General features: G+C 74.2%; 21 protein-coding genes and 1 other RNA gene. 18 read left to right on the forward strand and 4 right to left on the reverse strand.

The window, feature by feature from the left end:
- Positions 1–17: 17 nt before the first annotated feature.
- The 3 genes from DQ240_RS12490 to DQ240_RS12500 are packed head-to-tail and all read right to left on the reverse strand — an operon-like array spanning position 18 to position 3,391.
- Positions 18–2,609 carry a LuxR C-terminal-related transcriptional regulator gene (locus DQ240_RS12490; RefSeq protein ID WP_113839926.1) on the reverse strand — a complete coding sequence of 864 codons (2,592 nt, stop codon included), beginning with the start codon at positions 2,607–2,609 and terminating at the stop codon, positions 18–20.
- The gene (locus tag DQ240_RS12495; RefSeq protein ID WP_113839927.1) at positions 2,606–3,094 is read right to left on the reverse strand and encodes a group 1 truncated hemoglobin; all 489 of its coding nucleotides are present in this window, start codon (positions 3,092–3,094) and stop codon (positions 2,606–2,608) included. The genes DQ240_RS12490 and DQ240_RS12495 overlap by 4 nt, the downstream gene beginning before the upstream one ends.
- Positions 3,095–3,154: 60 nt before the next feature.
- Complete coding sequence (locus DQ240_RS12500) at positions 3,155–3,391, reverse strand: hypothetical protein (protein WP_113839928.1); 237 nt, start codon at positions 3,389–3,391, stop codon at positions 3,155–3,157.
- Between the two features lie 32 nt (positions 3,392–3,423).
- Here DQ240_RS12500 and cutA point away from each other — a divergent pair, with 32 nt between their 5' ends.
- The 17 genes from cutA to DQ240_RS12585 all read left to right on the forward strand — a co-directional run bounded on the left by cutA (position 3,424) and on the right by DQ240_RS12585 (position 18,658).
- On the forward strand, positions 3,424–3,795 hold the full coding sequence (gene cutA, locus DQ240_RS12505; RefSeq protein WP_233498676.1) for a divalent-cation tolerance protein CutA: 372 nt from the start codon (positions 3,424–3,426) through the stop codon (positions 3,793–3,795).
- A gap of 73 nt (positions 3,796–3,868) precedes the next feature.
- A complete protein-coding gene (locus tag DQ240_RS12510; RefSeq protein WP_113839929.1) occupies positions 3,869–5,698 on the forward strand; it encodes a bifunctional diguanylate cyclase/phosphodiesterase in 1,830 nt (609 codons plus the stop codon).
- A complete protein-coding gene (prfB, locus tag DQ240_RS12515; RefSeq protein ID WP_113839930.1) occupies positions 5,688–6,800 on the forward strand; it encodes a peptide chain release factor 2 in 1,113 nt (370 codons plus the stop codon). The genes DQ240_RS12510 and prfB overlap by 11 nt, the downstream gene beginning before the upstream one ends.
- A 188-nt stretch (positions 6,801–6,988) precedes the next feature.
- Positions 6,989–7,678, forward strand: coding sequence for a cell division ATP-binding protein FtsE (gene ftsE / locus DQ240_RS12520; protein ID WP_113839931.1), 690 nt, complete (start codon positions 6,989–6,991; stop codon positions 7,676–7,678).
- 44 nt (positions 7,679–7,722) lie between these two features.
- A complete protein-coding gene (ftsX, locus tag DQ240_RS12525) occupies positions 7,723–8,616 on the forward strand; it encodes a permease-like cell division protein FtsX (RefSeq protein WP_113839932.1) in 894 nt (297 codons plus the stop codon).
- 74 nt (positions 8,617–8,690) lie between these two features.
- Entirely contained in the window at positions 8,691–9,167 is a 477-nt protein-coding gene (gene smpB, locus DQ240_RS12530) for an SsrA-binding protein SmpB (RefSeq protein ID WP_113839933.1), read from the forward strand.
- Positions 9,164–10,087: an NADP-dependent oxidoreductase gene (locus DQ240_RS12535; protein WP_113839934.1), complete on the forward strand. Its 924-nt coding sequence runs from the start codon at positions 9,164–9,166 to the stop codon at positions 10,085–10,087. The genes smpB and DQ240_RS12535 overlap by 4 nt, the downstream gene beginning before the upstream one ends.
- A complete protein-coding gene (locus DQ240_RS12540; protein ID WP_113839935.1) occupies positions 10,084–10,776 on the forward strand; it encodes a GNAT family N-acetyltransferase in 693 nt (230 codons plus the stop codon). Before DQ240_RS12535 ends, DQ240_RS12540 begins: the two co-directional genes overlap by 4 nt.
- A gap of 10 nt (positions 10,777–10,786) precedes the next feature.
- The gene (locus DQ240_RS12545; protein ID WP_113839936.1) at positions 10,787–11,677 is read left to right on the forward strand and encodes an amidohydrolase family protein; all 891 of its coding nucleotides are present in this window, start codon (positions 10,787–10,789) and stop codon (positions 11,675–11,677) included.
- Positions 11,674–12,054: a VOC family protein gene (locus DQ240_RS12550; RefSeq protein WP_199589269.1), complete on the forward strand. Its 381-nt coding sequence runs from the start codon at positions 11,674–11,676 to the stop codon at positions 12,052–12,054. Before DQ240_RS12545 ends, DQ240_RS12550 begins: the two co-directional genes overlap by 4 nt.
- On the forward strand, positions 12,051–13,022 hold the full coding sequence (locus DQ240_RS12555; RefSeq protein ID WP_233498677.1) for a GNAT family N-acetyltransferase: 972 nt from the start codon (positions 12,051–12,053) through the stop codon (positions 13,020–13,022). The genes DQ240_RS12550 and DQ240_RS12555 overlap by 4 nt, the downstream gene beginning before the upstream one ends.
- Positions 13,023–13,072: 50 nt before the next feature.
- The gene (locus tag DQ240_RS12560) at positions 13,073–13,948 is read left to right on the forward strand and encodes a hypothetical protein (protein WP_113839938.1); all 876 of its coding nucleotides are present in this window, start codon (positions 13,073–13,075) and stop codon (positions 13,946–13,948) included.
- Positions 13,945–14,472: a carboxymuconolactone decarboxylase family protein gene (locus DQ240_RS12565; RefSeq protein ID WP_199589270.1), complete on the forward strand. Its 528-nt coding sequence runs from the start codon at positions 13,945–13,947 to the stop codon at positions 14,470–14,472. The genes DQ240_RS12560 and DQ240_RS12565 overlap by 4 nt, the downstream gene beginning before the upstream one ends.
- Positions 14,473–14,518: 46 nt before the next feature.
- Positions 14,519–16,129 carry a DASS family sodium-coupled anion symporter gene (locus DQ240_RS12570; RefSeq protein ID WP_113839939.1) on the forward strand — a complete coding sequence of 537 codons (1,611 nt, stop codon included), beginning with the start codon at positions 14,519–14,521 and terminating at the stop codon, positions 16,127–16,129.
- A 245-nt stretch (positions 16,130–16,374) separates the two neighbouring features.
- Entirely contained in the window at positions 16,375–17,520 is a 1,146-nt protein-coding gene (locus DQ240_RS12575) for a magnesium and cobalt transport protein CorA (protein ID WP_113839940.1), read from the forward strand.
- 297 nt (positions 17,521–17,817) lie between these two features.
- Positions 17,818–18,193, forward strand: a transfer-messenger RNA (tmRNA) gene (gene ssrA, locus DQ240_RS12580).
- An 84-nt stretch (positions 18,194–18,277) separates the two neighbouring features.
- Positions 18,278–18,658, forward strand: coding sequence for a hypothetical protein (locus tag DQ240_RS12585; protein WP_113839941.1), 381 nt, complete (start codon positions 18,278–18,280; stop codon positions 18,656–18,658).
- Between the two features lie 284 nt (positions 18,659–18,942).
- Here DQ240_RS12585 and DQ240_RS12590 read toward each other — a convergent pair whose 3' ends face one another.
- Positions 18,943–19,347 carry a cupin domain-containing protein gene (locus tag DQ240_RS12590; RefSeq protein WP_199589271.1) on the reverse strand — a complete coding sequence of 135 codons (405 nt, stop codon included), beginning with the start codon at positions 19,345–19,347 and terminating at the stop codon, positions 18,943–18,945.
- Between the two features lie 158 nt (positions 19,348–19,505).
- On the opposite strand from DQ240_RS12590, the gene DQ240_RS12595 reads away from it, so the two are divergent.
- Positions 19,506–20,510, forward strand: coding sequence for an alpha/beta hydrolase (locus tag DQ240_RS12595; RefSeq protein ID WP_113839942.1), 1,005 nt, complete (start codon positions 19,506–19,508; stop codon positions 20,508–20,510).
- The last annotated feature ends 123 nt before the right edge of the window (positions 20,511–20,633 follow it).

Raw genomic sequence — 20,633 nt, forward strand, 5'->3', positions numbered from 1 at the left:
GCGGGCCCCGTACCGGGTCAGGAGGCGACGGCGAGGACGTCGCGCAGCTCCAGCCGGCTGGCGACGCCGAGCTTGCCGAAGGCCGACTGGAGGTAGCTCTCCACGGTCCGGACCGACAGGTGCAGCTCGCGGGCGATCTCGGCGTTGCTCAGCCGCGCGGCCGCCCGGGAGGCGACGTCGTGCTCGCGCGGGGTCAGGCCCTCGCCGGTCGACCGCCCGGAGCCGCGCACCGGCGAGACGGCACGCCGGGTCGCGGCCAGCAGCCGCTGGGCGGCACGGGCGGCGTCCCGGCCGACGTCGGGGAGGGCGAGCAGCGCGTCGGCCGCGTCCGCGGCGGCGCCCGGCCAGCCCAGCGACTGCAACGCCTCGGCTGCCCGCAGCAGGGCCGAGGGGTCTCCCGCCCGCAGGCCCGCGAGGTGGTCGGCCACCGCGAGGGTCAGGGGCCCGGGCTGCGGGAGCGCGCCGGTCGCCGCCTGCTCGACGGCGTCCGCCGACCCGAGGCGCGCGGCGGTCCACAGCAGGAGGAGCCCGTCGGCCGGCCGCCCGGCCCCCCGTTCCGCCGTGCCGAGCGCGACGAGCTCGGCCGTGCTCCGGTCGCCCAGCAGGGCGCCCGCCTCCAGCAGGGAGGCCCGGGCGGCCACCGCTGCGGCGTGCGGGGCGTACCGGTCGCTGCCGTGCTCCTCGACGAGGCCACGGGCGGTCGCCGCGTCCCCCGCCCGGGCCGCGCAGAGGGCCAGCCCGGCGAGAGCGGCGCCCGTGCTGACGAACGGGTCCCGGCGCCGGGCCTGCCCCAGCGCCGAGACGAGGTGCACCCGCGCCTCCGGGACCCGGCCCGCCCGGGCCAGGAGGAGGCCCTGCACCGCCTCGACGGCGCCGCCGAGGACCAGCGACTCCGGACCGGCTCCGGCACCGGTGGCCAGGAGGGCCACCGCGTCGTCCACCCGGGCCAGGCCGGCCAGGGCGCGGGCGAGGGCCAGCGCGGCGACGGTCCGCGCCTCGGCGTCGATCCCCGGCTCGTCCAGCGCGGCCGTCGCCGCGGTCAGGACCGGCTCGGCCTCGGCGCACCGGCCGGTCGTGACGAGGACGTCGGCCAGCAGCGCCGACCCGATCAGCCAGGCGGCGCGCCCCCACCTCGCACCGGCCGCGTGCACCGCGGTGAGCGGCTCCACCAGCTCGGCCGCCTCGCCGCGCGCGTGCCGCAGCGAGAGCTCGGGGAGTGCGAGCGCCGGCGCGAGCTCCGCCGGGAGGGTGGGGCCGACGTCGGCCAGCAGCGCCAGCCCCCGGTCGGCGCCGCCGGGCACCCAGACCAGCGACGCGGCGGCCTCGGTGACCAGTGCCGCTCGGATCGCCGGATCGCGCTCGGTCCCCAGTGCGGCGGTGGCCACCTGCGCGGAGTGCCCGGCCAGGCCCATCCGGCGCAGGGACTGGGCCCGCACCGCCGCCGCGGCACCGGCGTGCTCCTCGCCGGTCACCGCCCCGGCCAGCCGCAGCGCCAGCTCGGGGTCGAAGAGGGCCCCGGCCGCACGGGCCGCGCGGAGCGCGACCGCGGGTTCGAGCCGGGCGCCGCTGTCCAGGGTCCACAGGGCGTAGGAGAGCAGCTGGCGCGGCGGCCCGGTGGTCAGGTCCGCCCCGGCGGCCAGGACCTGCTCGCGCAGCGCCCGGCGGCGGGTGAAGGGGACGCTGCGCCGGACCACGTCGGCCACCAGCCGGCCGGCGATCCGCGCGGTGGGCGCGGGCTCGCCGTCGACGACCACGACGCCGGACCGCTCCAACCGCTCGAGCGCCGCCGCGTCGACGAGCGAGAGCAGCACGTCCAGCGGCAGCCGGTCGGTCAGGGCCACGAGCTCGAGGCCCTCCCGCTCGGCGGGCGACCAGCGGCCGAGCCGGTTGCCGATCAGCTGGGCGAGCCGACCGTCGGCGGGGCGGGCGGCGCTGCTCAGCGCCCACACGCCCTCGCCCCGGACGAGGCCCCCCGAGCCGAGGGCGTCCTCCACGAGGTAGCGCAGCAGCAGGGGGTTCCCCTCGCTGAGGTCGGCCAGGTGCCGCAGCGTCCCGGCGGCGACCGGGCCGCCCAGGTAGGCGCCGACGAGCTCGCCGACCTCCTGCCCGGTCAGCGGCGGGACCGGGACGGTGGTCAGGACCTCGTCGCGCCACAGCTCGACGAAGGCGGCCGGCATGTCCACGAGGTCGACGGCGGTGACGGCCAGCACCGCCGCCCCGGACTCGGCCAGGCCGGCCAGGACGGACGCGGAGAGCTGGTCGACCAGCGCGCTGTTGTCGACCAGGACGACGGGCCGGCCGCTGCCGGGTGCCGCACGCAGCGCCCTGCCCAGCGCCCGGCTGACCGTCAGCGGACTCTCGGGCACGTCGTCGTCGAGGTCGGTCAGGTGCGCGTGCAGGGCACCGTAGGGGACCTCGGCCAGCAGGGCCGAGCCCCGGACCCGGAGGACGGGCGGGGAGCCGGCCAGCGCCTGGCCGAGCAGCGTCGTCTTGCCGATCCCGGGCTCGCCGCAGACCACGACCCCCGCTCCGGAGGTCTCCTGCACGCGCGCGCCGACGGCGGCCACGAGGGCCGGCCGGGCCAGCACCGGCCACCGCCGCTCGCTCACGCCGACACCACCTCGCCGCGCAGCGCGTCGATGCGGTCCCCGACACCGGCCAGTGCCGCCGGTGACGTGCCGAGCTGCTCCAGCGTGGCGAGGAGGTGGTCCCGCAGCCGGTCGAACGCCGCGTCGTCGATGGCCAGCCCGGCGTGGGCCCGGGCGAGCTCGCGGCCTCGGTAGCGCGCCGCCGTCCCCAGCGCGTCGGGCCCGCCCAGGACGACGGTCAGGAAGTCGCGCTGGTGCTGGCGCAGCGACGGCAGGTCGATGCCGTCGAACCACGGGGCGACCGCCGGATCGGCGACCACCCGGTCGTAGAGGATCGTCACCGCGACGTCCAGGGCGGCGGCACCACCGACGGCGTCGTACAGCCGGTCCTCGCCCACGCCGCCCTCGCCGTCCGGTCGCGCCGCACCCGCGCCCGCCGTCTCGCCCCCGTCGCGGACGGTGCCGGAGCCTAGCGTCGCGGACGTGCCGGCGGGGGGGTCGGCCACGCGCCCGCGGCGGCCCCTCCAGGAGGCCGCCGCGAGCGCGCGGGTGGTGGGAGGCCCCGCTCAGCCGCCGCGCTTCACCTCGGCCTCGACGATGCCGCGCAGCGCCGTGGTGAGCGCCGCGTTCGAGGTGTCGCCGGACTCGAGCGCCTGCCGCGCCTCGTCCGGGAAGGCCCCGGTGTCGACGTCGTCGAGCCAGGTGACGTCCCCTCCGGTGTGGCGGCCGACCTTCAGGGCGGCGTCCTCCCGGCGCAGCACGTACTCCTCGCCGTCCAGCTGGATCGTCATGTCGTCGGTCATGACCGGCCCCTACCCCGGACCGGGGCGTCGCCATGCCCGCCACCATGTCCGGCATGGACGACGAGTGCTGCGAGGTCGTGGTGACCGCGGCCGATCCCGAGGAGCTGGCCGGTCTCACCCGCGACCTGGTCGACCGGCGGCTGGCCGCCTGCGGGCACGTGGTGCCGGCCATCCGGTCGATCTACCGCTGGGAGGGAGCCGTGCACGACGAGCCCGAGGCCCGGGTCGCACTGCACACGCGCCGGGCCCTGGTGTCGGCGATCGTCGAGCACGTCACGGCCGTGCACCCGTACGACGTCCCGTGCGTCATCGCGCTCCCGCTGGTCGACGGCGCTCCCGACTACCTGGCCTGGGTGCGCAGGGAGACGCAGCACGCACCCACTCCTCCGGGGGAGGCGGACTGAAGAGCGGACGAACCTGTGCCGAAAGTGGGAGGGACCGGGGTCACAGCGACCCCACCGTGGGTAGGAGGTCGGCATGGGGACGGAGCGTGCCGGCGTTCCCGTGTCCGAGCCGGACGACGCCGTGCTGGCCGTCCTCGACGCCCTGCCCCTGCCCTCGCTGCTGGTCGGTGCCGACGCGGTGGTCCGCTACTCGAACGCCGCCTGGCGCTCGGCGGTGGAGCTCCTGGACGACGACCGGCTGCGCTGTGCCCACGGGGAGACCGACTACTTCGAGGTCGTCCGCCGGCTCGGTGACGACCCCGCCACCCAGGCCTTCGCCGGTCGCATGGCCGCGCTGTTCCGCGGCGAGCTGGCGGTGGTGGAGCACGAGTACGGCCTGGCCTGCCCCGGGGGCACCCGCTGGTACCGCCTCGAGGCCGCGCCGATCGGCGGCGGGGACCGCTTCGTCGTCACCCACACCGACATCACCGCCCGGGTCCGGGCGAGCCGCGAGAGCGCCTGGCTGGCCCGGCACGACCCCCTGACCACGCTGCCCAACCGCAGCCACCTGCACCAGCTCGTCGACGCCGAGCTGCGGCGCGAGGGCCGCGGTCCGATGTCGCTGCTGCTGCTCGACGTGGACGGGTTCAGCGACGTCAACGACGCCTCCGGCCACGAGGCCGGCGACGAGCTGCTGCGCCAGGTCGCCGCGCGGCTGCGCCGGGTGGCCCGGGGGAGCGACGTCGTCGGGCGGCTGGGCGACGACGAGTTCCTGCTCGTCTCCCCGGACTGCCCGGGCGACTGCGCGGTCACGGTGGCGCAGCGGTGCCAGGAGGCCCTCGCCGCCACGCCGTTCACCGTCGCCGGCCGGGTGGTGCGCCTGGGTGTGAGCGTCGGGGTGGCCACCGCGGCTCCCGGCGCGGCGGGTCTCGCCGCCGCCGGCCTGGTCCGCGACGCGGACCTGGCGCTGTCGGCGGCCCGGGCGTCCGGCCGCGGCGCGGTCCGCGCGTTCAGTCCGGAGCTGCGCCTCGCCGCGGAGCGCCGGGCGGTCCTCGGCGTCGAGCTCGAGCGGGCCATCGAGGCCGGCGAGCTGGTCCTGCACTACCAGCCGATCCTCCACCTGCCCACCGGCGAGTTCAACGGCGTCGAGGCGCTCGTACGCTGGCAGCACCCGGAGCGCGGACTGCTGCCGCCCGGGGAGTTCCTGGCCGTCGCCGAGCAGTACGACCTGCTGGTGCCGCTCACCCGGTGGGTGCTGCGCGAGGCGACCCGGCAGAACGTCGCCTGGCGCGAGCAGGGCCTGGACCTGGTGACCGGCGTCAACCTCAGCGCCCGCCACCTGTCCACCGGGACCCTCGTCGACGACGTCCTCACCGCGCTGGCCGAGTCCGGGATGCCGCCGAGCAACCTGGTCTGCGAGCTGACCGAGACGTCGGTGGCCGAGGACCCCGAGTGCGCGGCCCTCCAGCTCGCCGAGCTGCGCCGGAACGGGGTCGAGGTCTCCATCGACGACTTCGGCAGCGGCTTCTCCTCCATCGGCCAGCTGGTCAACCTGCCGACCGGCGTCCTGAAGATCGACCGCAGCCTGGTCGCCTTCCCCGAGGGCCGGCGCCACCACGCCGCGGCGGCCATCGCGGCCGTCGTCGCGCTCGGCCGGGCCTGCGGGATCCAGAGCCTGGCCGAGGGCGTGGAGACCGCCGAGCAGCTCCAGCTCGCCGCGGAACTCGGGTGCAGCTTCGCGCAGGGCTACCACCTCGCCCGTCCGATGCCGGCCGCCGAAGCCACGGGCTGGCTGGCCGCGCGCGGTGGCGGCCCCACCCGGGCTCGCTCCTGCCCGCCGGGAACGCGCTGCTGTCCAGGCGCTGAGCCTCGCGCCGGCTCCCGGTCCGGGGAGCGCACTACCCTCGTCAGACGTGGCTGCTGACTTCTCCGTCGTCCTGGACGAGCTCGACACGACCCTGAAGTCGATCGAGGCCGTGCTCGACGTCGACAAGCTGCGGCAGGAGGTGGCCGAGCTCGAGCAGCAGGCCGCCGCCCCCGACCTGTGGAACGACGTCGAGGCCGCCCAGGCGCTCACCTCCAAGCTCTCCTACCTGCAGGGCGACCTGCGCCGGGTCGAGGAGCTGCGCAGCCGGCTCGACGACGTCGGCCTGCTGCACGAGATGGCCGCCGAGGAGGGCGACGAGGCGACGACGGCCGAGGCCGAGCGGGAGCTGGAGAGCATCCGCGCGGCCATCGACGAGCTCGAGGTCCGCACCCTGCTCTCGGGGGAGTACGACGCGCGCGAGGCGCTGGTGACCATCCGCTCGGAGGCCGGAGGCGTCGACGCCGCCGACTTCGCCGAGATGCTCATGCGGATGTACCTGCGCTGGGCGGAGCGCCGGAAGTACCCGACCGAGGTCTACGACGTCAGCTACGCCGAGGAGGCGGGCATCAAGTCGGCCACCTTCGCGGTCAAGGCGCCCTACGCCTACGGCACCCTCTCGGTCGAGCAGGGCACCCACCGCCTGGTGCGCATCTCGCCGTTCGACAACCAGGGCCGCCGGCAGACCTCCTTCGCCGGCGTCGAGGTGCTCCCGGTCGTCGAGCAGACCGACCACGTCGACATCCCCGAGAACGAGATCCGCGTCGACGTCTTCCGGTCCTCGGGCCCGGGTGGGCAGAGCGTCAACACGACCGACTCCGCCGTCCGGATGACGCACATCCCGACCGGGATCGTCGTCTCCTGCCAGAACGAGAAGAGCCAGATCCAGAACCGCGCCGCGGCCCTGCGGGTGCTCCAGGCGCGGCTGCTCGTCGTCCGCCAGGCCGAGCAGCGGGCGGAGATGGACGCGCTCAAGGGCGAGGGCAGCAGCTGGGGCAACCAGATGCGCTCCTACGTGCTGCACCCGTACCAGATGGTCAAGGACCTGCGGACCGAGGTCGAGACCGGCAACCCGTCCAACGTGCTCGACGGCGACATCGACGCCTTCATCGAGGCCGGCATCCGGTGGCGCAAGCAGCAGGAGTCCGGCGCCGCTGCATGACAGCTGCGTGATCGGGCGGGCGCCGTCACGGTCGGCGTCGTCCTGATCACAATCGGGCACGGACGGCGACCCTGCGTGACCACTGTCCAGGCAACTCGGCCCGCCGTGGTGACGGTCAGCGAGAACGCTCGGAGCGTTGCTCCGCGAACTGCCGATCACGGGGCCTCGGGCAGGTAGCGTGGCGCCTCGTGATCGAATTGCAACACGTCACCAAGATCTACCCGGCCAGCGCGCGGCCGGCCCTCGATGACGTGTCCACCGAGATCGACAAGGGTGAGTTCGTCTTCCTCATCGGGTCGTCCGGTTCGGGCAAGTCGACGTTCCTCCGGCTGCTGCTGAAGGAGGACGACCCCACCAAGGGCACGGTCACCGTGAACGGCAAGACGCTCAACACCATGAGCAAGTGGAACGTCCCGAAGCTGCGCCGCACGATGGGCTGCGTCTTCCAGGACTTCCGGCTGCTGCGCAACCGCACCGTGGAGCAGAACGTCGCCTTCGCGCTCGAGGTCATCAACAAGCCGCAGCGCACGATCAAGCGCGTCGTCCCCGAGGTGCTGGAGATGGTCGGCCTCGAGGGCAAGGCCAACCGGCTGCCCGGTGAGCTCTCCGGTGGTGAGCAGCAGCGGGTCGCGATCGCCCGCGCGTTCGTCAACCGGCCGCTGGTGCTGCTCGCCGACGAGCCCACCGGCAACCTCGACCCGGAGACCAGCGAGGGGATCATGCTGCTGCTGGAGCGGATCAACCGCACCGGCACCACGGTGATCATGGCGACGCACGACTACCACATCGTCGACTCGATGCGCCGGCGCGTGATCGAGCTCAACGGGGGCGTCATCACCCGCGACCAGTCGCGCGGGGTCTACGGGGTCGGCCGCTGAGCCGCGGCCTCCCGACCCCCGACTGAACTCAGAACAGGGAATCCATGCGCGTCAACTTCGTCCTGTCCGAGGTGGCCACCGGGCTCCGTCGCAACCTGACCATGACGGTCGCGATGATCCTGACGACGGCCATCTCGCTCGGTCTCATGGGCACCGGCCTGCTCATCGCCGGGATGATCTCCGACATGAAGGAGATCTACTACGACAAGGTCCAGGTCTCCATCTTCCTCGAGGACGACGTCACCGAGGAGCAGCGTGCCGCCGTCGAGACGCGCCTGCAGGAACTGCAGTCCGACGGCGAGGTGAAGAGCTACCTGTACGAGTCGAAGGAGGACGCGTACGAGCGCTTCCAGCAGCAGTTCAGCCAGCAGCCCGAACTGGTCCAGAACACCCCGGCCGACGCGCTGCCCGAGAGCTTCCGCGTCGAGCTGGTCAACCCCGAGCGCTACGACGTCATCGCCGCGGAGTTCCCCGACGCGACCGACGGCGTGGACCAGGTGCGCGACGAGGGCGACTTCCTCGACCGGTTGTTCAGCCTGCTCAACGGCGCCCGGAACGCCACCATCGCCGTCGCGGTGGTGCAGGCGCTCGCGGCACTGCTGCTGATCTCCAACACCATCCAGCTGGCGGCGTTCAACCGTCGCAACGAGACCAACATCATGCGGCTGGTCGGCGCCTCCCGCTGGTACACCCAGCTGCCGTTCATCCTCGAGGCCGCGCTGGCCGGTCTCATCGGTGCGCTGCTCGCGATCGGCGGCCTGGTGGTCACCAAGCTGCTGTTCGTCGACAAGGCGCTGGCCAGCCCGATCAAGGCGGGCATCATCCCGCCGGTCGACTGGAGCGCCATCCTCACGATCAGCCCGATCATCGCCGCCGCCGGCGTCGGGCTGGCCGCGATCGCCGCCTACGTGACGCTGCGGTTGTACGTGCGGCTGTAGCGCCGCGGACCCCCCCCGCCCTCCCGACGAGATCGGCGATCTCGGCGTGAGGGGTGGCCAAGTAACCTGGGGGGATGCCGCGGGAGAAGGGCCAGAAGTACATCGCCCAGAACAAGAAGGCGCGGCACGACTACTCGATCCTCGACACCTTCGAGGTGGGCCTCGTGCTCACCGGCACGGAGGTCAAGAGCCTGCGGGCCGGCCGTGCCTCGCTGGTCGACGGCTTCGCCAGCATCGACGACGGCGAGGTGTGGCTGCAGCACGTCCACATCCCCGAGTACACCGAGGGCACCTGGACCAACCACGCCCCGCGGCGCAAGCGCAAGGTGCTCATGCACCGCTCGGAGATCGACAAGCTGATCGGCAAGACCAAGGAGGGCGGGCTCACGCTCGTCCCGCTGGACATGTACTTCAAGGACGGCAAGGTCAAGGCCACCCTCGCCCTGGCACGGGGCAAGAAGAGCTACGACAAGCGCCACGACCTCGCCGAGCGCGACTCGCGCCGCGAGATCCAGAAGGCGTTCGGGCGCTACGTGAAGGGACGGCGTTGAGGGGCATCGCGTACGACGAGTTCGGGGGCCCCGAGGTCCTGACGCTGCGCGACGACCTGCCCGATCCGCCGGTCGGCCCCGACACCGTGCTCGTGCGGGTGCACGCCGCGGGCGTCAACCCGGTCGACATGGGCATCCGGGCCGGCGGCCTGCGGTCGTTCTTCCCGCACCGCTTCCCGATCGTCCCGGGCTGGGACGTCGCCGGCGTGGTCGAGGCGGCCGGGCCCGCGGTGGTCGACTTCGCGCCCGGTGACGAGGTGTTCGGCTACGTCCGCCGGGACGACGTCCAGTGGGGGACCCAGGCCGAGTTCGTGCCGGCGCCCCAGCGCTGCCTGGCGCACAAGCCGGCGTCGCTGTCGTTCGCCGAGGCCGGGGCGCTGCCGCTGGCCGGGCTGACCGCCTACCAGGCCCTGACCGAGGCGCTCGAGGTCGGCGAGGGCGACCGCGTGCTCGTGCACCGGGCCGCGGGCGGGGTCGGCTTCAACGCCGTCCAGATCGCCGTCGCCCTGGGCGCCCACGTGATCGGCACCGCCGGCCCGCGCAACCACGGCTTCCTCCGCGAGGCCGGCGTGGCCGAGTGCATCGACTACTCCGTCGGGCCGATCAGCGAGCAGCTGACCGAGCCGGTGGACGCCGTCCTCGACCTGATCGGCGGCGACGCGCTCACCGACGCGCCGGCGCAGCTCCGCGAGGGCGGCCGGCTGGCCAGCGTGGTGGACCCCGCGGTGCGCGACCTCGGCGGCCGCTACGTCTTCGTGCGCCCCGAGCGGCACGACCTCGAGGAGCTCGGCCGGATGGCCGACGCCGGGCAGCTCCGGGTGCCCATCGCCAAGGCCTTCCCGCTGGAGCAGACGGCGCAGGCCCAGCAGCTGGTGGCCGAGGGGCACGTGCGCGGCAAGGTCGTCGTCACCCTCCGGTGAGCCAGCACGTACTGGACCGGCCCGCGTGGTCGGCGCTGACCGGCCCGCACGCGCACTTCGCCGAACGGCGCGGGGACGTGCTCCGCTACCCGGCGGACGTCACCCCGTTCCTCGGCATGCCCTCGTCGGCTCCGTCCGCCCAGGACTGGGCCGACGCCGCGGCCCTGGTGGGTCCCGGCGGTCTGGTGCCGCTCGCCGGCCTGACCGGACCCCCACCCGAGGGCTGGGAGCGGGAGTTCCGCGCGCCCGGTGTGCAGCTGGTGGACGACGGCGTCGACGCGGCCCCGGACGACGAGGCCGTCCGGCTGACCGTCGCCGACGTCCCGGAGATGCTCGCGCTGGTGGGGCGCACCCGCCCCGGCCCGTTCCTGCCGCGGACCATCGAGCTGGGCACCTATCTCGGCCTCCGGGACGGGGACGGCGCGCTCGTCGCGATGGCGGGCGAGCGGCTGCACCCGCCGGGCTGGACCGAGATCAGCGCCGTCTGCACCGATCCGTCGGCCCGCGGCCGCGGCCTGGCGACCCGGCTGGTCCGGGCGCTCGCGCACGGCATCCGCGCGCGCGGGGAGACCCCGTTCCTGCACTCCGCCGCCGACAACTCGAACGCGATCCGGCTGTACGAGGAGCTGGGCTTCCGGCTCCGGCGGGACGTCACCTTCGCCGCCGCCCGGGTGCCCGCCGCGAACTAGTGTCGGTCCCGTGGTGGCACCCCCGGCCGACGACGCCGACGTCCCGCGGTACTGGCGGGAGCTCGGCCTCCCCGGGCTGGTCGACGTGCACGTGCACTTCCTGCCCGAGCGGGTGCAGGCCAAGGTCTGGTCGTACTTCGCGCACGCCGAGGAGCACTACGGCACGGCCTGGCCGATCACCTACGCAGCCTCGGTCGAGGAGCGGCTGGCCGTGCTGGACCGGCTCGGCGTCCGGGCCTTCTCGACGCTGCCGTACCCGCACCGGCCCGGCATGGCCGCCTGGCTGAACGACTGGTCGTCCGAGTTCGCCGACGCCCACCCGCAGGTGCTGCGGTCGGCGACCTTCTACCCCGAGCCCCAGGCGCCGGCCTACGTCGCCGAGGCGCTCGACCGGGGCGTGCAGGTGTTCAAGGTGCACGTGCAGGTCGGCGCGTTCGACCCACGCGACCCGCTGCTGGACCCGGTGTGGGGCCGGCTGGCCGAGACCGGCACGCCGGTGGTCATCCACTGCGGCTCCGGTCCGCTGGCCGGTGAGCACACCGGGCCGGAGCCGATGGAGGGCCTGCTCGATCGGCACCCGCGGCTGCAACTGGTGATCGCCCACCTCGGGATGCCCGAGTACCGCGAGTTCCTCGACCTGGCCGAGCGCTTCGAGCGGGTGCACCTGGACACCACGATGTTCGCCACCGACTTCACCGAGCGGTTGATGCCCTTCGACCCCGCCGACCTGCCCCGGCTGGCGGCGCTGCGGGAGAAGGTGCTGCTCGGGTCGGACTTCCCGGCCATCCCGTACCCCTACGCCCATCAGCTCGCGGCCCTGGACCGGCTGGGGCTGGGGGAGGAGTGGCTGCGCGCCGTCCTGTGGCACAACGGCGCCCGGCTCTTCAGCATCGAGGCGTGACCCCGCCGATCCGCCTCACCGCCGCCGTCCTCGGCACCCCCGACCCGCGCGGCCTGGCCCGCTTCTACCGGGACCTGCTCGGCTGGCCGATCCGCGATGACACCGACGACTGGGCGACCCTGCGCCCCGGGGACGGGCCCGGGCTGTCCTTCCAGCTGGAGCGCGACCACGTCCCGCCGGTCTGGCCGCCGGAGCCGGGCACCCAGCAGATGCAGACCCACCTCGACTTCGAGGTCGACGACCTCGCCGCGGCCTGCGCGCACGCCGAGGGGATCGGCGCCCGGCCGATCGGCGGGTACACCGACGCGGACGAGGACGTCGCCGTCTTCGCCGACCCCGCCGGGCACCCCTTCTGCCTCTTCGTCTCCTTCTCGTGAGCGCGCTCACCACCCGCCCGCTGACCCTCGACGACGCCCCGGCCGCCGCGGAACTCCTGGCCGCCGCCGAGCCGGTCGACGACACCGGTGAGCACGAGGACGCCGCCGACCTCGCCGAGTGGTGGGGCGGCGAGCTGGTCGACCTCGAGCGCGACGGCCGGGCGGTGTGCACCGACGACGGCCGGCTGGTGGGCTGGGCGACGTCGATCGTCTCGCCCGGTGTCCGCGACGCCCTCCGCGTCTGGGTGGAGGGCCGGGTGCACCCGGAGCACCGCGGGCAGGGGATCGGCGGTCGGCTGCTGGACTGGCAGGTCGACCGCGGAGCGCAGCAGCACGCCGCCCTGGAGCCGGCCGCTCCCGCCCGCCTGGTGGCCCACGTGCACCCCGCCATGGGTGCGCTGGAGACCCTGGTGCGGCGGCGCGGGTTCGCGCCCGAGCGCTACTACGCGGTGATGCGCCGCGGCCTGGACGACCTGCCGGAACCTCGGCCGGTGGCCGGCGTCGACGTCGTCCCGTTCGCCGCGGACCGCGACGACGAGGTGCGTCGCGCGCACAACGCCTCGTTCACCGAGCACCACGGCTCGGTGGAGCGCGACGAGGTGGCCTGGCGCAGCTGGTTCACCGGCCAGCGGGCCTTCCGGCCGGACCTGTCGGTGCTCGCCCTCTCCGGCGGCGCGGTCGTCGGCTACGTGCTGGCGTACGAGTACGACGCCGACACGCAGGCCACCGGCGTCCGGGAGGTCCGGCTCGGGCAGATCGGCGTGCTTCCGGCCGCCCGCGGTGGGGGCGTCGCGACGGCGGCGATCGCCGCGACCCTCCGGACGGCGGCCGCGGCCGGCTGCACCCGGGCCTCGCTCGACGTCGACACCGAGAACACCACCGGCGCGTTCGGGCTCTACGAGCGGCTCGGCTTCCGCACCGACCGCACGTGGACCTCGTGGGCCCTGGCCCTCCCGCCGCTGCCCTAGAGCACTTCGCGCGCGAAGTGCTCCAGGGCCCCGCCAGTAGGGTGCGGCGCATGGTCAGCGTCGATCAGTCCGCACCCGCCGTCGATCCCACCCTCGCCAGCCGGGCGCACCGGGCGACCGAGCCGCTGCACAACCACCTGTACTTCGCTCCCGAGCAGGACGAGTACCTCACCGCCGTCGGCATCCGCCCCGGCCGGATGTGCTACTTCGCCGGGCGCGCGGCCCCGATGGGCGCCGTCGGCCCCGGCGTCGTGACCGCGACCTTCTACAACTTCTCGCCGACCCTCGTCGCCCGGCTCATCCCGCGCGCCTGGACTCTGGCGAGCCCCGAGCAGGTCGTCGCCGCCCGGCTGGACGCGGCCCGCGCCTCGCTCACCCGCCTGCTCGGGGACGCCGCGACCTCCCCGGAGATCGAGGAGCTGGCCGGGCTGCTGCGCGAGGCGTGCTCGGCGCTGACGCCCGAGGGGCGCCCGCTCTACGCCGGCCACGCCGACCAGGCCTGGCCCGAGGAGCCGCTGCTGCAGGTCTGGCACGGCGCGACGCTGCTGCGCGAGCACCGCGGGGACGGCCACATCGCCGTCCTCGTCCGGCACGGGTTGTCGGGCATCGAGGCGCTGCAGAGCCACTCGGCCACCGGGCGCGGCTTCACCCCGGCCGCCGCCCAGGCGCTGCGCGGGTACACCGACGAGGAGTGGTCGGCCGCCGCCGCGCGCCTGGCCGAGCGCGGCCTCGTCGTCGACGGCGACCTGACCGAGGCCGGTCAGCAGCTGCGGGCGCAGATCGAGGCCGAGACCGACGCGCTCGCCGTCGAGCCGTGGGCGCACCTGGGCGCCGAGCGGACCGCGCGGGTCGTCGAGCTGGGCAAGCCGCTGTCGGCCCGGATCGCCGCGGCCGGCGCCTACCCGGACGGCGTCTTCGGCAAGTGAGCCGACGCCTGCCCGGGGCGGACGACGACGGCCCGGTCGCCGAGCTGGTCCGCCGGCGCCGCGGCGGGGAGCTCAGCGACCTGGACCGCCTGCTCCTGCACAGCCCACCCGTCGCGGAGGGGTGGAACGCGCTGCTCGGCGCACTGCGGTCGGGCACCACGCTGGCCGCCGACCTGCGTGAGCTGGTGGTGCTGCGGATCGCCGTCCTCAACGACGCGGCGTTCGAGTGGGCGGCGCACGAGCCGATCGCACGGCGTGCCGGCCTGACCGAGGCGCAGCTGGCCGCCCTGCGCCGGCCCGACGCCGCGGGGGAGTGGACGGCGGTGCAGGCCGCCGTCCTCGCGTTCACCGACGCGTCCACGCGCGATGTCGCCGTGCCCGACGCGGTGTTCGCCGCGGCGCGGGAGCACCTCGACGACCGGCAGGTGGTCGAGCTGACCGCGCTGGTCGGCGGCTACGCGATGGTGTCCCGCTTCCTGGTGGCGCTGCAGGTCCCGCCGCCACCGGGCGAGGTCTCGGGCTGAGATCCGACGCGATCTGGGCCACACTCGGCGCCGGAGGTGGCCACCAGTGACCGCGACGGAGTCCCAGGCCGGCAAGCCGGCCCGCACCGACGTCGACGCCGCCTTCCGGGGCAGCGCGACCTACCGGAGCCTCGGCGAGCAGCAGCTGAGCCCGGCGGAGGAACGCTTCGAGAAGGGCCGGCGCACCGTCGGCCTCTTCCTCGCCCCGGTGGTGAGCGTGGTCTTCGCGCTGCTGCCGCTCGACCTCCCCAGCGACCAGCAGCTGCTGGGTGCCGTGCTGCTCGGGGTCATCGTCCTGTGGATCACCGAGCCGGTGCCCATCCCGATCGGTGGACTGATCGGCGTCGGGGCGATCGTCGTCCTCGGGGTCGTCCCGGCCGACGACGCGCTGAGCCCGTTCGGGTCGACGACGGTGTTCACCTTCATCGGCGCGTTCATCCTGGCCGCCGCGATGCTCAAGCACGGCGTGGCGCGGCGCTTCGCGATGTTCATCCTGTCGCTGAAGTGGGTCGGCACCTCCACCGCACGCGTGGTCATCGCCTTCGGCCTGATCACCTGCCTGCTCTCGGCGTTCGTGTCCAACACCGCCACCGTCGCGATGCTGCTGCCGACCGCGCTGGGCATCCTCACCGTGATCGCCAAGCTCCTGCAGGACAAGGAGCTGGTGAAGCCCGACTTCGACCCGCTGCGGCTGCGCATCGGCACCGCGCTGATGCTGATGCTGGCCTACGGGGCGAGCGTCGGCGGCCTGATCACCCCGGTCGGCACGCCGCCCAACCTCATCGGCCGCGGGCTCATCGAGGAGGCAACCGGGGAGCGCATCGGCTTCCTGGACTGGATGCTCATGGCGCTGCCCATCTGCGCGCTGATGTTCGTCGCGCTGGCGCTGGTGCTGCTGCTGCTCAACAAGCCGGAGATCAAGCGCATCGAGGGCGTCGCCGAGTACATCGAGCAGGAGCGCGCGCAGATCGGACCGTTCTCCACGGCCGAGCGCAACACCCTCATCGCGTTCGGCGTCACCGTGTCGCTGTGGATCTTCCCCGGCGTCATCGCGCTGGTCGCCGGCACCGACTCCGAGCTCTACACGACCATCAGCGACCGGCTGGACGAGGGCATCGTCGCGGTGCTCGGCGCCTCGCTGCTGTTCCTGCTGCCGACGGACTGGAAGCGGCGGGAGTTCACGCTCAACTGGTCTGACGCCGCGACGATCGACTGGGGCACGATCGTGCTCTTCGGGACCGGGATCATCTTCGGCTCGCTGCTGGCCGACACGGGCCTGGCCGAGACGATCGGCAACAGCTCGGCGGACTGGCTCGGCCTGACCAGCACGTTCGCCATCACGGTCTTCGCGGTGATCCTGGCGATCATCATCTCGGAGACGACCAGCAACACCGCCTCGGCGGCGGTCGTCGTCCCGATCATCATCCCGGTGGCGGCCGCGGCGGGAATCGACCCGTTCGTCCCGGCGCTCGCGGCGACCTTCGCCGCCTCGTTCGGCTTCATGCTGCCGGTGTCGACGCCGCAGAACGCGATCGCCTACGGCTCCGGCGTCGTGCCGATCACCAAGATGATCCGGTCCGGGATCAGTTTCGACGTCCTGGGCGCGCTCTTGATCGTCGTCCTGCTGCCGCCGCTCATCTCGCTCGTCCTGCGCTGACCGGCTGAACAGCGGGTGACGGGGGAGTGATCTCCGCCTCCGGGGCACCTCCCGCACGCCCGCGGCGTGTCACGATGGACGACGGCCCGGACGACGCGGGCCACCGACCCGGGAGGAGGACGCGCATGCGCAGCGAGCCGCCCAGTCCCAGTCCCGAGGTCCTCCCCGCGTAGTCCCGCCATCCGCGGTCGCGCCGGGAGGACCACAGCTGCGTCCTCAGCCCAGCGTCGTCCCGGGAGTCCGTCATGGTCGAGCGTCGTCTCGCGCCCCTCACCGCGCTGTCCACCCTGCGCCGTCCGCGCACCGAGGTGGTCCGCCGCCCCGTTCCGCCGCCCGCCGAGCCCGAGCAGGGCTCGGCCGAGCGGCCGTCGCGGATCGTCGACAACGCCGTCTATGCCGGTGGGCGGCGGGTGGCCACCCCCGACACCGCCGCCGACAGCCACGAGTGGCTGACCGAGGGCTTCGACGACCGGATGGTGTGGCTGGGGCTGTACCGGCCCGAGCCCGGCGAGCTCGGGGACCTGGCCGAGCAGTACGGCCTGCCGGAGCTCGCCGTCGAGGACGCCATCCAGGCCCACCAGCGGCCGAAGTTCGAGCGGTACGGGGACACCCTCTTCGTCGTCCTCAAGGCCGCGCGCTACCTGGACGCGGCCGAGGAGGTCGAGTTCGGCGAGCTGCACCTGTTCCTCGGCCGCGACTTCGCCATCACGGTCCGGCACTCCGAGTCCCCGGACCTCTCGCGGGTGCGCCGCCGGCTGGAGAGCGAACCGGCACTGCTGGCCAAGGGGCCGGAGGCGGTGCTGTACGCGATCCTCGACGCCGTCGTGGACGGGTACGCGCCCGTGGTCGCCGGCCTGTCGAACGACATCGACGAGATCGAGGTCCAGGTCTTCGCCGGTGACCCCAGGGCCTCGCGGCGCATCTACGAGCTCTCGCAGGAGGTGCTGGAGTTCCAGCGTGCCGCGGCTCCGCTCATCGGGATCCTGCACGCGATCACCGCCGGGTTCGACAAGTACGGCGTCGACGAGGACCTGCGCAGCTACCTGCGCGACGTCGCCGACCACGTCACGCAGGTGATCGAGCGGGTGGAGGGCTTCCGGCTCCAGCTGCGCGACATCCTCACGGTCAACGCCACCCTGGTGGCGCAGCGGCAGAACGAGGAGATCCGGGAGCTCACCGAGGCGTCGATCGCGCAGGGGGAGGAGGTCAAGAAGATCTCCGCGTGGGCGGCCATCCTGTTCGCCCCGACCCTGGTCGGCACGGTGTACGGGATGAACTTCGACGACATCCCCGAGCTGCACTGGCACCTGGGCTACCCGTTCGCGCTGGTGCTGATGCTGGGGGTCAGCGTCACCCTCTACGCGATCTTCAAGCGCCGCAGCTGGATCTGAGGGGCCTGCCCCGCCGCGATCATGGGCTTGTCGCCGTTCGCCACGCCGTCCGACGGCGTGTCCGGCGGCCACTTCCCCATGATCGCGGGCGGCGAGGCAGGACGGCGCCGGGGCAGCCTCGCCGTCCGTCCCGTCGTCCGCCGTCCTCCGCGGCGGCACTGCCGCGCCGGAGTCGGGGTGCCGCGCTGTACCGCGGCACTCGTCCCGGCGCGGCGGCACTGCCTCGTCCGGGGCGGACGGCGGGGCGCGGGAACATCCGGCTGGACGGAGCCGTTACCCTCACTGCACAACTACACAGGGGGTGATTGGTCTCGACTGCGGTCGTTTGACCAGGAGAAGCGAGCCGAGGAAGGCAACGATCATCTCGTTAACGATCCGTTGCACAACACACAAGCGCCGATTCCAATCAGCGCGACTTCGCTCTCGCTGCCTGATAGCAGCTAGACGAGTCTGTCAGCCCGGGTTCGTCATCGGCCCGGATCCTGGCATCAGCTAGATGACTCACCGCACGCACCGGTCGCGGGTGCGTGCGGGACACCCAACAGCGACTGGGCCCGTCACGTCGACTCGTCTGCATGATCGACGGGGCCGAGCAGAGGCAACGCAGACTGCGCTCGGAGAAGCCCTGGTGATGCGTCGTAGGACGCGGGTTCGATTCCCGCCACCTCCACCCCTGACGAGAGCCCCGGCCGGACACACGTCCGACCGGGGCTCTCGTGCGTTCCGGTCCGAACCGCCAGCGAGGAGGCGTCCCCCGATGTCCGAGAGCACCGACGCGGCGGGCGAGCTGCGCGCGCGGCTGCGAGCCGGCCTGGTCGCGGCGATGAAGGCCCGGCAGCCGGAGACCGTGTCCGCGCTCCGCACGGCGATCGCGGCGATCGACAACGCGGAGGCCGTGGAGGTCCCCGAGGGCGCCCCCGTCGCGGGCAGCGAGCACGTCGCCGGTGCCCGGGTCGGGGTCGGGGCCGCGGAGGCGCAACGGCGCACCCTCTCGCTCGACGAGGTGCGGGCGCTCCTGGCGCAGCAGGTCGACGAGCGCGTCACCGAGGCCGAGCGCTGGGAGGGTCACGGCCGGGACGACGCCGCCGGCCGGCTCCGCCGCGAGGCCGACGCCCTGCGGGAGTACCTCGGGGACTGAGCGCGATCCGCCGGACCACCACGGATACGGAACCCGTGCGAACCGGAGTCGCCCGATCGGCGTCACCCTCGGCCCCCGACGACGAGCCGCCGACCGACGAGGACCTGTCCGAGGGTCTGCTCCCCGCCGATGGGTTCTCCCGGCCACCCAGGTCCGGGACGCCGATGTCCGGGAGCAGCTCTCCACGGCACCGCGGTGCTGCCGGGGGGTCGCCACCGTGACACGAGCAGGCCTTCGGGGACCTGTTCGCGCAGGCCTACGAGGCGCAGGCGGAGATCTGACGCTCAGACGTCCGGGCCGGTCCCGCCCTCCCGGGCTGGGGCCGGCCCGTCCACGTTGACGACCGCCTCCCCGGACCCCGCACGCACGACGACGAGGGTCGACTCGGTCGCGCCCGGGTTGAGCTCGCGGTGCACGGCGTGCGGCGGCACGTAGAGGAAGTCGCCGGCGGTGGCCTCCAGGACGTCCTCGCCGCCGGGCCCGAACTCCATCCGCAGCGCGCCGGAGACCACGTAGATCGTGGACTCGTGCTCGCCGTGGTGGTGCCAGCCGGAGGCCACGCCCGCGCCGGTGGTCACGTGCCCCGCCCACATCCCGCCGGTGGCGACGGCCTCCTCCCGGTGCATCCCGGGGGTGGGGTGCCCCTCGGTGCGGTCCTCCGGGCGGACCAGCCGGACCTCATCGCCCACCACGACCTCCGTGTGCTCGCCGGACCGGTCGAGCGTGGCCCCCGCCGGCGCCTCGGGCAAGGGCGTCGCCCGCCTCGGTCGCCGCTGACCCCGCCCCGGGGACGGTCGCGGCTCGCTACGGTGCCCGGGACGGCGGAGTCGGCGGGGAGGAACGTGACGTGGCACGGCTGGACCTGCGGGTACGAGTCCTGGGACGGCTGCTCCGGCGGGCCAACTCCATCACGCGGATGGACGACGAGCAGATCCGCCGGGCCCAGCAGACCGTCGTCGGCCACAACCCGGTCACCGACCTGGTGCTCGGCGGCGTCGCCGCGGGCGTGCGCATCACCGAGGGCACGGCCGCCGGGGAGACTGGTCCGCTGACGGTGCGGGTGTACCGGCCCGAGGGGCGGACCGGCGCGCTGCCGCTGGTCGTGAACTACCACGGCGGCGGGTGGGTGCTCGGCTCGCTCGACACCGCCGACTGGCTGTGCAGCAACGTCGCCCGCAGCGTCGGCGCCGTCGTCGTCTCGGTCGACTACCGGCTCGCCCCCGCGCACCGCTGGCCGGCCGCGGCGGAGGACAGCTACCGCGCCCTGGCCGACATCTGGGCGCGGGCGGCCGAGTTCGGCGCCGACGGCGCCCGTCTGGCGGTCATGGGCGACAGCGCCGGTGGCAACCTGTCGGCCGTGGTCGCGCTGATGGCCCGCGACCGGTCCGGTCCGCCCATCGCGCTGCAGGTGCTGCTCTACCCGGCGACGGACATGACGTTCGCCAGCCCGTCGATCCGGGAGAACGCCGACGCGCCGATCCTGAGCGAGGCGGAGATGGTGGCCTTCCGCGCGCACTACCTCGCTGACCAGAACGCCCGCCACCCCTACGCCTCCCCGCTGCTCGCCCGCGACCACAGCGGGCTGCCGCCGGCGCTGGTGCAGGTCGCCGAGCACGACCCGATCCGCGACGACGGCCTGCGCTACGCCGCCGCGCTCGAGGCCGCCGGCGTGCCGGTGCGGACCACGACCTACGTCGGCATGCCGCACGGCTACCTGTCGTTCCCGAAGCTCTGCCGCAGCGCGCCGCAGGCCCTCGGCGAGATCTGTGCCGAGCTGCACGCCGCGCTGGAGCCCGGAGCCCGCGCGGACGACGGCCACCCGACCCGCCGCGGCGAGGTCCTCGCGGGCTAGTGGTCCTGCCTGTTAGTTCGGCGGTGTATGCGGCTGCCGCCAGATGGTGGGGTCGCTGAGGTAGAGGCCGCAGGCGCAGTCGAGGGCTTCCTCGGGGCTGCCGGTGGTGTCTCCGGTGGGCAG

Source organism: Blastococcus sp. TF02A-26 (assembly GCF_003319125.1).
Classification (GTDB): domain Bacteria; phylum Actinomycetota; class Actinomycetes; order Mycobacteriales; family Geodermatophilaceae; genus Trujillonella.

What these genes read in the sequence shown, in the direction of transcription:
- DQ240_RS12500 (WP_113839928.1), bottom strand. Translation starts at nt 3,391, where the DNA reads ATGACCGACGACATGACGATCCAGCTGGACGGCGAGGAGTACGTGCTG.
- cutA (WP_233498676.1), top strand. Translation starts at nt 3,424, where the DNA reads ATGCCCGCCACCATGTCCGGCATGGACGACGAGTGCTGCGAGGTCGTG.
- DQ240_RS12510 (WP_113839929.1), top strand. Translation starts at nt 3,869, where the DNA reads ATGGGGACGGAGCGTGCCGGCGTTCCCGTGTCCGAGCCGGACGACGCC.
- ftsX (WP_113839932.1), top strand. Translation starts at nt 7,723, where the DNA reads ATGCGCGTCAACTTCGTCCTGTCCGAGGTGGCCACCGGGCTCCGTCGC.
- smpB (WP_113839933.1), top strand. Translation starts at nt 8,691, where the DNA reads ATGCCGCGGGAGAAGGGCCAGAAGTACATCGCCCAGAACAAGAAGGCG.
- DQ240_RS12560 (WP_113839938.1), top strand. Translation starts at nt 13,073, where the DNA reads ATGGTCAGCGTCGATCAGTCCGCACCCGCCGTCGATCCCACCCTCGCC.
- DQ240_RS12575 (WP_113839940.1), top strand. Translation starts at nt 16,375, where the DNA reads ATGGTCGAGCGTCGTCTCGCGCCCCTCACCGCGCTGTCCACCCTGCGC.
- DQ240_RS12585 (WP_113839941.1), top strand. Translation starts at nt 18,278, where the DNA reads ATGTCCGAGAGCACCGACGCGGCGGGCGAGCTGCGCGCGCGGCTGCGA.